The organism is Goodfellowiella coeruleoviolacea, from assembly GCF_024171785.1.
In the GTDB taxonomy this organism is placed as follows: Bacteria; Actinomycetota; Actinomycetes; order Mycobacteriales; family Pseudonocardiaceae; genus Goodfellowiella; species Goodfellowiella coeruleoviolacea.
In genome coordinates this window covers 18,746-31,780 of the sequence record NZ_JAMTCK010000013.1, presented here as the reverse complement: position 1 = coordinate 31,780, position 13,035 = coordinate 18,746, and the positions used below count along the sequence as shown (strand labels likewise).

Below are 13,035 nucleotides of genomic sequence, written 5' to 3'. Positions count from 1 at the left end.
CCTCCCAAGTGGTTTCACCTGTCACCGGGCTGGTAGGCGCGTAGTGCCACGCGCTCGGCGATGGCCCGCACCCCGTCGGCCCGGCTGCTGGCCAGGCCGCGGCGGGTCACGTTCAGCGCTCCGGCCGCCGCGCCCAGGCGGACCGCCTCGGTCAGGGGCTTGCCCACGGCCAGGGACGCGGCCACCGCGGCGGTCATGGAGTCGCCGGCGCCCCGCGTCTCCACCGGGTGCAGCGGTGGCATGCGCACCTCCAGCACCACGTCGTCGTCGAGCAGGGCCAGGGCTGGCTCGGCCGAGCGGGACACCACCACGGCCCGCGCGCCCTGCTCGCGCAGCGCGACCATGGCCCGCACCAACTCGTCCGGCTCGCCGCTGGTCGCCCGGCCGTCGGCGATCAGCTCCTCGTGGCTGACCTTGAGGAAGCGCAACCCACCGCGCAGCGCGGCGGACAGCCGGTCGCCGGCCAGATCGGCCAGCACCGCGACGCCGTTCCCGCCGAGGTCGGCGGCCAGCCGCTGGTAGGACTCGGCCGGCACGGTGCGGGCGTCCGACGGACCACTGAGGACGGTGACGGTGGACGCCAACCCCTGGATCAGGGTGGTCTCGTACAGGCTGTCCAACTCGTGGCGGGACAGCGGGTCGCCGGGTACCTCGGCGAGGGATTCCCGCCCCTGGTTGCCGCGCCGGTCGTGCACGTAGCCGCCGTTGCGCGCCACCACCTCCTCGGCCGCCAGGTCCACGCCGCCGCCGGTGATCAGGTGGCGCAACACCTCGCCGGTCTCCCCGCCCAGCGCGGCGCACAGCGTCACCGGCACCCCGAACGAGGCGATCATCCTGGCCTGCCACACGCCCTGGCCGCCCGCGTGCAGGTGCAGGTCCGGTTCGCCGCCGAGATCCTCAACGGTCACGGTGAGTTGCGGGGACGGGGCGAAGACCATGACACGGGCGTCCATGGCCTTCCTGTACCCGGATCGCCTCCCCGCTACTCGGGCCGCGACCGGTTTCGGTGTGGTCCGGAGTGGAGCGATCGGCGGCCGCGCCGAGGCGGCACGGGACGCACCGTCGTCGCCCTGTCACCCTGCGGGCACCGCGGTGCCGGGTGGGCCCGAAGCGGACGCGGGATTGCGCGCCGCGCCGGTGAACTGTGCCGCTGGGGTCCGCACCACTGGTTTACCGTCCACCCACCACTTCGACGCCGCAAGCCGCACCCGGTGTCGGAGCGTCTCGCGAACCGATCGTGGAGGGGCACGGAGGAGGTCCGAACATGGGTGGCTCGTTGCCGGACGGCGGCTGGGTCAGGAGTTCACGCAGCGGGTCCGGCGGGGACAACTGCGTCGAGGTGCGGCTGGGGCGGGAGTTGGTGGGCGTGCGGGACTCGAAGAACCGGCACGGCGGGGCGTTGCTGGTGGGATCGGCGCGGTGGCGGGTGTTCGTGTCCGGGGTCAGGGCGGGCCGGTTCGACCTGGCCGAGTGACGCCGAGGGAGGCCGGGGGACGCCGGGGAGGCCGGGGAGACGACCGCCCCGGGGTTGGACGACCCCGGGGCGGCAGGTCGGCGAGAACCGGAGTTCGACCGGCTCGACGACGGGCGATCAGACGAACACGCTCAGCAGGGCGGCCATGGCGAAGCCCACCACGGACAGGATGCTCTCCAGCACCGTCCACGTCTGCAGGGTTTCCTTGACCGGGATGCCGAAGTAGCGCGAGACGATCCAGAAACCGCCGTCGTTGACGTGCGAGGCGAAGATCGACCCGGCGGCGATGGCCATGGCGATCAGCGCCAGTTGGGGCTGGGAGTAGCCCTGGTCGACCACGAGCGGGCCGACGATGCCGCCGGTGGCCACGATCGCCACGGTGGCCGAACCCTGGGCCACCCGCAGTCCCACACTGATCACATAGGACAGTGCGATCACCGGCAGGCCGGCCGCGGCCAGGGTGCCGGCCAGCGCCTTGCCGACGCCGGTGGCCGACAGCACCGCGCCGAAGAACCCGCCGGCGCCCACCACCAGCAGGATCATGCCCACCGGGCGCAGCGACGCCGTGGTCAGCTCGGTGATCTTGGCGCGGGTCATGCCACGCCTGGTGCCCAGCAGCCAGACCGCGAGCAGCACCGCGATGGTCAGCGCCACGGCCGGCGTGCCGAGGAAGGTGCACACGCCGGCGACCGCGGATCCCTTGGGCAGCAGGATGCTGCCGAACGTGCCCAGCAGGATCAGCACCAGCGGGATGCCGATGATCGTCGACACCAGACCCAGCGAGGGCTCGTCGCCCTTGTCCTCGGCGGCGTCCGCGCCGCGTGCCTGCTCCGCCGCGGCCAGCATCTCCTCGGGCACCGGCAGGTTGACGCGCTTGCCGATCCAGGAGGAGAACAGCACGCCGCCGACGAACCAGGCCGGGATGGCGCAGGCCAGGCCCATGATGATGATCCAGCCCAGGTCCACGTGCAGCAGGCCGGCCACGGTGACCGGGCCGGGGTGCGGCGGCATGAACGCGTGCATCACGGACAGCCCGGCCAGCAACGGCATCGCGTAGAGCACGATGGACCGGCCGCCGCGCTTGGCCGCCACGTACACCAGCGGCGCCAGCACGAAGATGCCGATGTCGAAGAACACCGGGATGCCGAAGATCAGACCGGACAGGCCCATCGCCAGGGGGGCGCGCCGCTCGCCGAACGCGCGCAGCAGCGAGCGGGTCAGCACCTCGGCGCCGCCGGAGGCCTCCAGGATGGCGCCGAGCAGCGTGCCCAGCCCGATGATCGCGGCGATGTGCCCGAGGATGCTGCCGAAACCGTTCTCCAGCAGCGATCCGGAACTCTTCTGCGCCGAGCCGACGATCTGCTCCACCGGCAGGCCGGCGGCCACCGCCACGAGCAGGCCCACGACCAGCAGGGCGATGAACGGCTCCACCTTCAGCCGCATGATCATGATGAGCAGGAGTGCGATGCCCGCGGCGGACAACGTGAGTAGGCCACTGGTGTCGTGTTGCAACCAGTGCAGGAAACCGTTCATCAGCGGACGTGCTCCAGGGAAGGGGGAATGGGGATGGGGATGGGAAGAACACCGGCACGCGGGAGGCCGGAAAACCGGACGGGGTAAGGAGAACCCCGCGGTCGCCTCAGCTGGTGCGGCGGATCGAGTGGCCGGGCAGCGCCCCGGTGGGCCGGCCGTCGTCGAGCACGGCCACGCCGTTGACCAGCACGTGGTGCACGCCGGTCGCCGGCTGGCGCGGCTGGTCGAAGGTGGCGGTGTCGGCGATCGTGTCCGGGTCGAACAGCACCAGGTCGGCGGCGTAGCCCTCGCGCACCAAGCCGCGGTCGGTCAACCGCAGCCGCCGCGCGGGCCGGCCGGTCAGGTGCGCCACGCACTCCTCAAGGCCGAGCACGCCCAGCTCGCGCACGTAGCACGCGAGGTAGCGGGGGAAGGTGCCCCACGCCCTGGGGTGCGGGCGTTCCCCGACCAGCAGGCCGTCGCTGCCGCCGGTGTGCGCGGGGTGGCGCATGATCGCGCGCACGTTGTCCTCGTGGCCGACGTGCATCAGGCAGGACGTGCCCAGGCGCTCGGCCACCAGCACGTCGAAGTACAGCTCGGCGGGTGGCCGGCCGGCGCGCCGCGCGGACTCGGCCACGCTGAGCCCGACCAGGTGGCCGTGCTCGGCCGAGCGCACGCCGTTGATCTCGATGCTCTGCCAGTCCACCGGCACGCCGTGACAGCCGTCCGAGCCGATTTCCTCGATCTCCCGGCGAATCCGCTCTCGTGTGTCCACATCCGACAGTCGGGCGATGGTCGCGTCGGCCCCGCCCTCGCTGGCCCAGCTGGGCAGCAGTGCCGACAGGTAGGTGGCGCCGGGCAGGTAGGGGTAGGTGTCCAGGGTGATGTCGCAGCCGTCGGCGATGGCCTGGTCCAGCAGGCTCAGCAGCTCACCGGCCCGGCCCGCGTTCACCGGGAAGTTCATGGTGGCGTGGGCCAGGTGCAGCGGGCAGCCCGACCGCCGGGACACGTCGACCATCTCGGCGTAGGCCGCCAGCGCGCCAGCCCCGTAGCTGCGGTGGTGCGGGCTGTAGTAGCCGCCGTGTTCGGCCACCACCCGGCACAGCGCCACCAGTTCCTCGGTGTCCGCGTACATGCCGGGCGTGTAGGTCAGCCCGGAGGACAGCCCGACCGCGCCCTGCCGCAGCGACTCGGCCAACACCCGTTGCATGGCGGCGAGTTCGTCGGCGCTGGCCGGGCGCGCGTCCCAGCCAAGGCACAGCATCCGCAGCGTGCCCTGGGGCACCAGGTAGGCGGCGTTCACGGCGATGCCCGCGTCCAGCCGGTCCAGGTACTCGCCGACCGAGCGCCAGTTCCAGTCGAAGCCGGCCGGGTCGTCGTTCCACCCGGCCAGCTGGCCGCGCAGGGCGGCCAGCACCTCGTCGTCGACCGGTGCGTAGGACAGGCCGTCCTGGCCGAGCACCTCCAGGGTGACGCCCTGCGAGACCTTGGCCAGGTGGTCGGGGTTGGCCAGCAGTTGCAGGTCGGAGTGCGAGTGCATGTCGATGAACCCGGGCGCGAGCACCAGGCCGGTGGCGTCCACCCGGCGCCGGCCGGTCAGCCCGCGGTCGGTGTCGATCGCGGCGACGCGGCCGTCGGCCACCCCGACGTCGGCGACGAACTCGGGTGCGCCGGTGCCGTCAACGACGCGCGCGTTGTGGAACACCACGTCCATGTGGGTTCACCTCCGGGGGAGCGGGGAGCGGGGAGCGGGGCACAGCGGGCGGGGCGTCAGAAGTAGGTGCGGACCAGGTCGACCACGGTGCTGCCGTCCACCACCGGCAGCACCGGCCACTTGTCGAACACCGTGCACGGGTGGGACAGGCCCAGCCCGACCCAGTCGCCGACCTGGACGTGGCGGGCCGCCGGCCCGAGGGCCAGGAACGCGTGCTGGTCGTTGAGCGCGCTGACCCGGGCGTCGGCCAGCGGGGTGGTCCGCCCGCCGGAGCGCAGCAGCTGCGGTTCGGGCAGGCCCTCGTCGAACGAGGCGTCCCGCTTGCCCAGGGTGAGCAGGGCGAGGTCGTCCTGCGGCCGGGAGGTGACCTGCGCCCAGGCGCGCAACGCGGAGCGGAACGGCGTGCCACCGGGCAGCGCGCTGGCCCGGTGGAACGGGGAGATGCCCCGGTAGAACCCGTCGTCGTGGGTCAGGTAGGCGCCGCTGCGCAGCACCGGCAGCACCGGCAGCCCGGTCGGCCACGGCCGGGTCAGCGCGGCGGCCACCTGGTCGAAGTAGGCGCTGCCGCCGGCGGTCACCACCACCTGGTCCAGCCCGTCGAACCGGCCGGCCTCGGCCAGCCGCTCCACCAGCGCGCGCAGGTCAGCCAGGTAGGCGTCCACAGTGGACAGCGCGGCCGGGCTGGCGTCGTGTGCGAGCGCGCCCTCGTAGCCGGCGACACCGGCCAGCCGCAGGGTGGGGCTGGCCGCGACCGCGTCGGCCACGGCCAGTGCGGTGGCCAGGTCGCGGGCGCCGGTGCGGCCACCGGGCGCGCCCAGTTCGACCAGCACGTCCACCGGCCGGCGCGCGCCGGCCGCGCGCAGGGCCGCGTCCATCAGGGCCACGCCCCGGGTCGAGTCGACCCAGCAGGAGAAGGCGAACCCGGGGTCGGCGTCGAGCTGTCCGGCCAGCCAGCGCAGGGCCGCGGGGTCGAGCAGCTGGTTGGCCAGCAGCACCCGGCTGACCCGGAACGCCCGGTACACCCGCAGCTGACTGGCGTTGGCCGCGGTGATGGCCCAGGCGCCGTGGTCGAGCTGCCTGGCGAACAGCTGCGGGGCCATGGTGGTCTTGCCGTGCGGCGCCAGTGCCACGCCGTGCCGGGCGCACCAGTCGGCCATGGTGACGAGGTTGTGCTCCAGCGCGCCGGCGTCGAGGGTGACGATCGGACCGAGGAAGCCGTCCTCGAACAGGTCCAGCCGGCGCTCGGCCACCTCGGCCAGGGTGGCGCCACCGACCTCGCTGGGCAGGCCCTTGAACCGCCAGTCAACGCGTTCGGCGCGGATGGCCGCGAGCGCGGACCGGTCGATGCTCGCCGGTTGAACGCTGATCATGGGCGCCCCTATCTCGCTCGTTGCATGTGGCGCAACGATGGTTGCATATGGTGATGCAGGGGTGTGTAGCATTCCCCCAGTTCGCCGTCAACGCAACCAACAGCCCTGGGCTGCCGGAGGAATTAATGCGGTTGGAACACCAGGACGTCGTCCAGTTGGCGGGCCAGGCAGCCGCTGGCGGTCCGTCCGGCCAGCCAGCGTCCACAGTGGATCAACCAGCGCTCTCCGGTGACGTGGTGTGCCTCGGCGAGTCCATGGCCCTGCTCGTGCCGGCCGAGGCCGGCCCCGTGCACGAGGTGCGCACCTGGACCAGGACCGTGGGCGGCGCCGAGTCCAATGTGGCCTGCCACCTGGCCCGGCTCGGGGTGCGCAGCCGGTGGGTGAGCGCCGTCGGCCAGGACGCCTTCGGCCAGGCCGTGCTCGCCGACGTGGCCGCGGCCGGGGTGGACGTCAGCGACGTGCGGATCGACCCGGTCCGGCGCACCGGGCTGTACGTCAAGGAGGCCAGCGCCGGGGGCAGCCCGGTCCGCTACTACCGGGACGGCTCGGCCGCCGCCGGCATGGGCCCCGACCTGCTGGCCGGCCTCGACCTGGGCGCCACCCGGCTGGTGCACGTCAGCGGCATCACCGCGGCGCTGTCCGACAGCTGCCTGGCGCTGCTGCGCGCCCTGCTGCACGGCCCGCGCACCGGCTACCAGGTGTCCTTCGACCTCAACTGGCGTCCGGCGCTGTGGCGCGACAAGGACCCGGCCGTGCTGCGCGAGCTGGCCAACGCCGCGGACATCGTGCTCGCCGGCGAGGACGAGGCCGAGATCGTGTGGGGCACGGGCGAGCCGGCCGCGCTGCGCGCGCTGCTGCCCGCCCCGGCCACCCTGGTCGTCAAGCAGGGCGCCAGGGGCGCCACCCTCGTCGAGGGCGACCAGGAGGTGTTCGAGCCGGCGCTGCGGGTCGACGTGGTCGAGCCGGTGGGCGCCGGTGACGCGTTCGCCGCCGGTTTCCTGGCCGCGACCCTGCTCGGCCAGCCGGCCCGCACCCGGCTGCGCGCCGGCCACATCCGCGCCGCCGCCGTGCTGCTGACCAGGGAGGACGTTGGCGAGCCGCTCGCCGACGAGCTGGTCGAGAAGCTGCTGGCCGCGGACGAGGCCGGCTGGGCCGGCGCCCACCTGGTGGCCCCTGGCCGGCTGCTGGACCCCGGCGAGCGCCCACCGCTGGACCCCGGCGCGGTCACGCTGCCGGACTCCGGCGAGGGCGCGCCGTGAGCCAGAGCCTGGACCGCGCGCTCACCCTGCTCGCCGGCCTGGCCGACGGCCCCAAGACCCTGGACGAGCTGGCCGCCCGCGTCCAGGTGCACAAGACCACGGTGCTGCGGCTGCTGCGCACCCTGGAGTCGCACCGGTTCGTCCGCCGCGACGGCAACCACCACTACCGGCTGGGCACCGCCCTGTTCGACCTGGCCAACCGGGCCCTGGAAGAGCGCGACGTGCGGCGCAGCGCCGAGCCGGCCCTGCGCGAACTCAACGAGCGCACCGGCTACACCGTGCACCTGGCCAGCTACGAGGACGGCGAGGTCATCTACATCGACAAGTACGACAGCCGACACCCGGTGCGGATGTACTCCCGGGTGGGCCGGCGCGCGCCACTGCACTGCACGGCCGTGGCCAAGGTGCTGCTCGCCGAACTGCCCGAGGAGCGCCGGCGGCAGGTGGCCGAGCGCATCGACTACACCCCGCTGACCCGCAACACCATCCTGGACGCCCCGGCCTTTCTGGCCGAACTGGACCGGGTGCGGGCGCAGGGCTATGCCGTGGACAACGCCGAGCACGAGGACTTCATCCACTGCGTGGCCGCGCCGGTGCGCGGCGCCAGGGGCGAGGTGCTGGCCGCGGCGTCGGTGTCCGTGCCCAAGGTCCTGCTCGACCTGGACGGGCTGCTCGCCCTGGTGCCGCACCTGCTGGCCGCGACCCGCGCCGCCTCGGTCGAGTGCGGCTGGTCGGGGTAGCCCGAGGGTCGCGGGCCGGACACCCGTCGGGCGGCCGCCCGACGCGGGGCCCCACCCCGGCTCACCACGTGCCGCGAGCCGCGCGCACCGCAAGTAAGTTCACGTACCGCACGTGAGGAAAGGACAGCACCATGGCCAAGACCGCCATCCACACCGACGACGCCCCCACGCCCCCGGCCAAGTTCGCGCAGGGCGTGCGCAAGGGCAACATCCTGCAGGTCGCCGGGCAGGTCGGCACCGACCCGAAGACCGGTGCGGTGGTCGGCACGACCGTGGCCGAGCAGACCAGGCAGGCGCTGCGCAACGTCGAGGCCGTGCTCAAGGCCGGCGGGTCCAGCCTCGCCGACGTGGTGATGTTCCGCGTCTACCTCACCGACACCGCGCACTTCGGCGAGATGAACGAGGTGTACGGGGAGTTCGCGGTCGAGCCCTACGCCGCGCGGACCACCGTCTACGTGGGCCTGCCCGCCGGCCTGCTGGTGGAGATCGACGCGCTCGCCGTGCTCGACTGACCGCACCGCGCCAGCACCACCCGCGGTGGACGACCCGCGGTGGGGCGACCGGGGCGACAACGGCCGCCAACCGGGCCGGTGCCAGCGCGGCGCCGGCCCGGCCGGGGGCTCAGAACACCGGGCCCTCAGAACACCGGGCCGGTGTACTTCTCGCCGGGGCCCTGGCCCGGCTCGTCCGGGATCACCGAGGACTCGCGGAAGGCGCGCTGCAGGGACTGCAGGCCGTCGCGCAGTGGCGCGGCGTGCGGACCGAGGTACTCGGCCGAGGCCGTGACCAGGCCGGCCAGCGCGGTGATCAGCCGCCGCGCCTCGTCCAGGTCGCGCTTGGGGCTGGCCTGCGGGTCCTCGTCGGCGAGGCCGAGCCGTTCGGCCGCGGCCGACATCAGCATCACGGCCGCCCTGCTGATCACCTCGACGCTCGGCACGTCGGCCAGTTCACGCACGTCAAGCTCGGGATCGGGTACCTGCGGATCGTTCACGGTCTGGTACCCTGTCATGTGCGACCAGCCCCCGCCCACGCGGGGGCGGCAAGTGGAGCCCCGCTCCCACCCGCGTCGCCGCCGAGGCGGCCGGGTCCGGTCCCGCAGGTCAGCGGCCTGGCACGACCAGGAGCTGCTGTGGTGTGTCCGGCGCGCGAGCGTCGGATTGATCGGTAGGACAGGGCCCCGCGTCTTCAGGCGCCGGGGCCAGATCCATGTGCAGGGCCCCTCTAGCCACGCGACAGACGTGACATACCTCGAACTGAGGAGGCCCCATCAGCTCCGAGCCGCGCATCAACGACCGCATCCGCGTGCCCGAGGTCCGCCTGGTCGGACCCAACGGCGAACAGGTCGGGATCGTCCGCATCGAGGACGCGCTCCGGCTTGCGCAGGAAGCGGATTTGGACCTCGTCGAGGTCGCCCCGCAGGCGCGTCCGCCGGTCTGCAAGCTCATGGACTACGGCAAGTTCAAGTACGAGAGCGCGCAGAAGGCCCGCGAGTCACGCCGTAACCAGCAGCTCACGGTCATCAAGGAGCAGAAGCTCAGGCCGAAGATCGACTCCCACGACTACGAGACCAAGAAGAAGGCGGTCGTCCGCTTCTTGGAGCACGGCAACAAGGTCAAGGTGACCATCATGTTCCGTGGTCGTGAGCAGTCCCGGCCCGAGCTCGGGTACCGGCTGTTGCAGAGGCTGGCCGACGACGTGGCTGACATGGGCTTCGTCGAGGCCAACCCCAAGCAGGACGGCCGAAACATGATCATGGTGTTGGCGCCGCACAAGAACGTCAAGCCGCGTCCCCGGTCCGGTTCGGAGGACTCGGACATCGAGTCCGCCGAGGACTGACCCGACCAGGTCAGCGTCCAGGGACGAGGTCTCCTGCCACCGGAGCCAGCCGGCTCCGGTGACGAGGACGCACGCCGCCCGAGGGCGGCAGTACGAGAGCAAGGACGGAAATGCCGAAGAACAAGACGCACAGCGGGTCCGCCAAGCGCTTCCGGGTGACTGGCACCGGCAAGCTGCGCCGCGAGCGCGCTGGCCGCCGTCACCTGATGGAGAAGAAGGCCAGCACGCTGGCCCGCCGCCTGGAGGGCACCGCCGAGGTCGCCAGCAACGACGTGCCGCGCGTGAAGCGGCTGCTCGGTCGCTGACTCCGGCCCGCCCAGCGCGGGGCCGGGGCACGGCGCCGCAGCGCGCCGCACCGGCCGCCGCGCCGACCAGGCTCCCACCCGGCCGCGCCAGGTGACCCAGCCCGGGTCAGGGCCCTCACCTGGCTGTTCCAGGTGATCGGCGCTGGTCAGGGCGCTCACCTGGTTGTGCCAGGTGATCCGCCGCACCCACGCACACCGGGGCACATCACCAACGCCCCACGAGATCGACAGGACGGACCCCGTGGCTCGCGTCAAGAGGGCGGTCAACGCCCAGAAGAAGCGCCGCACGACCCTCGAACTGGCCAGCGGCTACCGCGGCCAGCGCTCGCGGTTGTACCGCAAGGCCAAGGAGCAGATGCTCCACTCGCTCAACTACGCCTACCGGGACCGCAGGGCCCGCAAGGGTGACTTCCGCCAGCTGTGGATCACCCGCATCAACGCCGCCGCCCGCCAGAACGGCATGACCTACAACCGCTTCATCCAGGGCCTCAAGGCCGCCGGGGTTGAGGTCGACCGCAAGATCCTGGCCGAGCTGGCCGTGAGCGACGCCACCGCGTTCGCCGCACTGGTCGAGCTGGCGCGCGCCAACGTGCCGGCGACCGGGGCCCAGGCCTGACCGGCCGGTTCCACGCACCGCGACCCGGGGACGCCCCGTTCACCGAACGGACTCCCCGGGTCGCTGCCGCTCGGCGGTTGACCAGGCGGGCCGGCCGGGAACGCGCCGGCCGCTTCCTCGCCGAGGGCGCCCAGGCGGTGCGTGAGGCACTGGGCTGGGCCGCGGCCGGCCAGGGCCGGGTGCACGAGCTGTTCGTCACCGAACCCGCCGCCGCCCGGCACGGCGACCTGCTGGCGCGGGCCGACGCGGCCGGTGTGCCGGTGGCGCTGGTCACCGAGCGGGCCGCGGCCGGCCTGTCCGAGACGGTGACCCCGCAGGGCCTGGTCGCCGTGTGCGACCTGCTGGACCGGCCGCTGGCCGCCGCCCTGCCACCGGCGCCCGGGCTGGTCGCCGTGCTGGTCGGGGTGGCCGACCCGGGCAACGCCGGCACGGTCACCCGGGTGGCGGACGCGGCCGGGGCCGACGCGGTGCTGTTCGCCGGCGACACCGTGGACCCGCACAACGGCAAGTGCGTGCGGGCGTCCACCGGCAGCGTGTTCCACCTGCCGCTGGCCCGTTCCCGGCAGGTGGACGAGGTGTTCGCGGCCTGCCGGGCGGCCGGGCTGCGGCTGGTCGCCGCGGACGGCCACGCCACCGGCGACCTGGACACCGCCAGCGCCGGGGGTGAGCTGGCCGCGCCCACCGCGTGGGTGTTCGGCAGCGAGGCGCACGGGCTGTCCGAGGCGGTCCGCGCCCAGGTCGACGACGTGCTGCGGGTGCCGATCCACGGCGCGGCCGAGAGCCTGAACCTGGCCACCGCCGCGGCCGTCTGCCTGTACGCGACAGCCCGTGACCAGCGTTCGGCTGGCCGGGCCCAGCGGTGCGAACGGCCCGACCGGCACGCGTGACGCGGCGTGGTCGTGATCGATCCGACCGTGGGCCAACTGCGTGAACCCGCCCAGGCCCGATCACCTAGTATCGGCCTGTTGCGCCCCGTGTCGACCCCTGGCGGAGCGCAGGTAACGCACCCCTGTCCGCGACGGACCACCAGGAGCTGTCTGTCAACCATGTCCGGAGCCAACGACCCGTACGACCCCAAGGAGGTCGCGGCGCTCGCGCCGGAGACCCTGCGTGCCGCCGTCGACCAGGCCGTCCAGGCGTTCACCGCCGCCGCCGACCTCGACGAGCTGGCCGCTGTCAAGCCCGCCCACCTCGGTGACCGCTCGCCACTGCTGACCGCCCGCCGCGAGATCGGCGCCCTGCCGCCGGCGGCCCGCGCCGAGGCCGGCAAGCGGGTGAACGAGGCGCAGAGCGCGGTCCGGGAGGCGTTCGCCACCCGACAGGCCCAGCTGCAGGTCGAACGCGACCAGCGGGTGCTGCGGGAGGAAGCGGTCGACGTCACCCTGCCCTGGGACCGGGTGCCCCGGGGCGCCCGCCACCCGATGACCACCCTGGCCGAGCGGATCGCCGACGTGTTCGTGGGCATGGGCTACGAGGTGGCCGAGGGCCCCGAGGTGGAGACCGAGTGGTTCAACTTCGACGCGTTGAACTTCGCCAAGGACCACCCGGCCCGCACCACCTCGGACACCTTCTACGTGGCGCCGGCCGACTCCGGCCTGGTGCTGCGCACGCACACCTCCCCGGTGCAGATCCGCTCGCTGCTGGAGCGGGAGCTGCCGGTCTACGTGGTCTGCCCCGGTCGGACCTTCCGCACCGACGAACTCGACTCCACCCACACCCCGGTGTTCCACCAGGTGGAGGGGCTGACCGTGGACAAGGGCATCACCATGGCGCACATGAAGGGCACGCTGGACGCGTTCGCCCGCGCCATGTTCGGCCCGGACTCGCGCACCCGGCTGCGCCCGCACTTCTTCCCGTTCGTCGAGCCCGGTGCCGAGGTCGACGTGTGGTTCCCGGAGAAGAAGGGCGGTGCCGGCTGGGTCGAGTGGGGCGGCTGCGGCATGGTGCACCCGAACGTGCTGCGCGCCTGTGGCGTCGACCCCGAGGTGTACTCGGGTTTCGCCTTCGGCATGGGGCTGGAGCGAACCCTGCAGTTCCGCAACGGCATCCCGGACATGCGGGACATGATCGAGGGCGACGTGCGGTTCACCCTGCCGTTCGGGACGGAGGCGTAGTGCCCGTCCCCTTCTCGTTCCCCTGTCCGGGGCCCGGACCCCGTGCCGCCGGCCGGACCACACGCCTCATCGAACAGCCAACGCGTTAGGAGCTG

At 73.2% G+C, this 13,035-nt stretch carries 14 protein-coding genes; 9 read left to right on the top strand and 5 right to left on the bottom strand.

Features of this window, described 5'->3' with window-relative positions; genetic code table 11:
• Positions 1-14: 14 nt before the first annotated feature.
• Positions 15-953 carry a PfkB family carbohydrate kinase gene (locus tag LX83_RS25750; protein ID WP_253775858.1) on the bottom strand — a complete coding sequence of 313 codons (939 nt, stop codon included), beginning with the start codon at positions 951-953 and terminating at the stop codon, positions 15-17.
• Between the two features lie 311 nt (positions 954-1,264).
• On the opposite strand from LX83_RS25750, the gene LX83_RS25745 reads away from it, so the two are divergent.
• The gene (locus LX83_RS25745; protein WP_253775856.1) at positions 1,265-1,474 is read left to right on the top strand and encodes a DUF397 domain-containing protein; all 210 of its coding nucleotides are present in this window, start codon (positions 1,265-1,267) and stop codon (positions 1,472-1,474) included.
• A 117-nt stretch (positions 1,475-1,591) separates the two neighbouring features.
• Here the strand turns inward: LX83_RS25745 and LX83_RS25740 are convergent, their stop codons facing one another.
• The 3 genes from LX83_RS25740 to LX83_RS25730 all read right to left on the bottom strand — a co-directional run bounded on the left by LX83_RS25740 (position 1,592) and on the right by LX83_RS25730 (position 6,070).
• Positions 1,592-3,007, bottom strand: a complete 1,416-nt coding sequence (locus tag LX83_RS25740) for a GntP family permease (RefSeq protein ID WP_253775854.1) — start codon at positions 3,005-3,007, stop codon at positions 1,592-1,594.
• Between the two features lie 106 nt (positions 3,008-3,113).
• Positions 3,114-4,700, bottom strand: coding sequence for an N-acyl-D-amino-acid deacylase family protein (locus LX83_RS25735; RefSeq protein WP_253775852.1), 1,587 nt, complete (start codon positions 4,698-4,700; stop codon positions 3,114-3,116).
• Positions 4,701-4,756: 56 nt separating this feature from the next.
• On the bottom strand, positions 4,757-6,070 hold the full coding sequence (locus LX83_RS25730; protein ID WP_253775850.1) for a type III PLP-dependent enzyme domain-containing protein: 1,314 nt from the start codon (positions 6,068-6,070) through the stop codon (positions 4,757-4,759).
• A 125-nt stretch (positions 6,071-6,195) separates the two neighbouring features.
• Between LX83_RS25730 and LX83_RS25725 the strand changes: the two genes are divergently transcribed.
• The 3 genes from LX83_RS25725 (at position 6,196) to LX83_RS25715 (ending at position 8,581) form a co-directional block, all read left to right on the top strand.
• Positions 6,196-7,329: a sugar kinase gene (locus tag LX83_RS25725; protein WP_301328918.1), complete on the top strand. Its 1,134-nt coding sequence runs from the start codon at positions 6,196-6,198 to the stop codon at positions 7,327-7,329.
• The gene (locus tag LX83_RS25720) at positions 7,326-8,069 is read left to right on the top strand and encodes an IclR family transcriptional regulator (RefSeq protein WP_253775848.1); all 744 of its coding nucleotides are present in this window, start codon (positions 7,326-7,328) and stop codon (positions 8,067-8,069) included. Before LX83_RS25725 ends, LX83_RS25720 begins: the two co-directional genes overlap by 4 nt.
• 131 nt (positions 8,070-8,200) lie before the next feature.
• Entirely contained in the window at positions 8,201-8,581 is a 381-nt protein-coding gene (locus LX83_RS25715) for a RidA family protein (protein ID WP_253775846.1), read from the top strand.
• Positions 8,582-8,706: 125 nt separating this feature from the next.
• On the opposite strand, the gene LX83_RS25710 is transcribed toward LX83_RS25715, so the two are convergent.
• Complete coding sequence (locus LX83_RS25710; protein ID WP_253775844.1) at positions 8,707-9,060, bottom strand: DUF1844 domain-containing protein; 354 nt, start codon at positions 9,058-9,060, stop codon at positions 8,707-8,709.
• A gap of 275 nt (positions 9,061-9,335) precedes the next feature.
• Between LX83_RS25710 and infC the strand changes: the two genes are divergently transcribed.
• From infC to pheS, 5 genes are all read left to right on the top strand, one after another.
• Positions 9,336-9,905: a translation initiation factor IF-3 gene (gene infC, locus LX83_RS25705; RefSeq protein WP_308204059.1), complete on the top strand. Its 570-nt coding sequence runs from the start codon at positions 9,336-9,338 to the stop codon at positions 9,903-9,905.
• A gap of 110 nt (positions 9,906-10,015) precedes the next feature.
• Entirely contained in the window at positions 10,016-10,210 is a 195-nt protein-coding gene (gene rpmI, locus LX83_RS25700; RefSeq protein WP_253775840.1) for a 50S ribosomal protein L35, read from the top strand.
• A gap of 241 nt (positions 10,211-10,451) precedes the next feature.
• A complete protein-coding gene (gene rplT, locus LX83_RS25695; RefSeq protein WP_253775838.1) occupies positions 10,452-10,826 on the top strand; it encodes a 50S ribosomal protein L20 in 375 nt (124 codons plus the stop codon).
• Positions 10,823-11,713, top strand: a complete 891-nt coding sequence (locus tag LX83_RS25690; protein WP_407649672.1) for a TrmH family RNA methyltransferase — start codon at positions 10,823-10,825, stop codon at positions 11,711-11,713. Before rplT ends, LX83_RS25690 begins: the two co-directional genes overlap by 4 nt.
• Positions 11,714-11,872: 159 nt before the next feature.
• On the top strand, positions 11,873-12,940 hold the full coding sequence (gene pheS / locus LX83_RS25685) for a phenylalanine--tRNA ligase subunit alpha (RefSeq protein ID WP_253775834.1): 1,068 nt from the start codon (positions 11,873-11,875) through the stop codon (positions 12,938-12,940).
• Positions 12,941-13,035 lie beyond the last annotated feature (95 nt).

Excerpts from the sequence above, each read along its gene's own strand:
- LX83_RS25750 (WP_253775858.1), bottom strand. The coding sequence starts at position 953 with ATGGACGCCCGTGTCATGGTCTTCGCCCCGTCCCCGCAACTCACCGTG.
- LX83_RS25745 (WP_253775856.1), top strand. The coding sequence starts at position 1,265 with ATGGGTGGCTCGTTGCCGGACGGCGGCTGGGTCAGGAGTTCACGCAGC.
- LX83_RS25740 (WP_253775854.1), bottom strand. The coding sequence starts at position 3,007 with ATGAACGGTTTCCTGCACTGGTTGCAACACGACACCAGTGGCCTACTC.
- LX83_RS25735 (WP_253775852.1), bottom strand. The coding sequence starts at position 4,700 with ATGGACGTGGTGTTCCACAACGCGCGCGTCGTTGACGGCACCGGCGCA.
- LX83_RS25730 (WP_253775850.1), bottom strand. The coding sequence starts at position 6,070 with ATGATCAGCGTTCAACCGGCGAGCATCGACCGGTCCGCGCTCGCGGCC.
- LX83_RS25725 (WP_301328918.1), top strand. The coding sequence starts at position 6,196 with ATGCGGTTGGAACACCAGGACGTCGTCCAGTTGGCGGGCCAGGCAGCC.
- LX83_RS25715 (WP_253775846.1), top strand. The coding sequence starts at position 8,201 with ATGGCCAAGACCGCCATCCACACCGACGACGCCCCCACGCCCCCGGCC.
- rpmI (WP_253775840.1), top strand. The coding sequence starts at position 10,016 with ATGCCGAAGAACAAGACGCACAGCGGGTCCGCCAAGCGCTTCCGGGTG.
- pheS (WP_253775834.1), top strand. The coding sequence starts at position 11,873 with ATGTCCGGAGCCAACGACCCGTACGACCCCAAGGAGGTCGCGGCGCTC.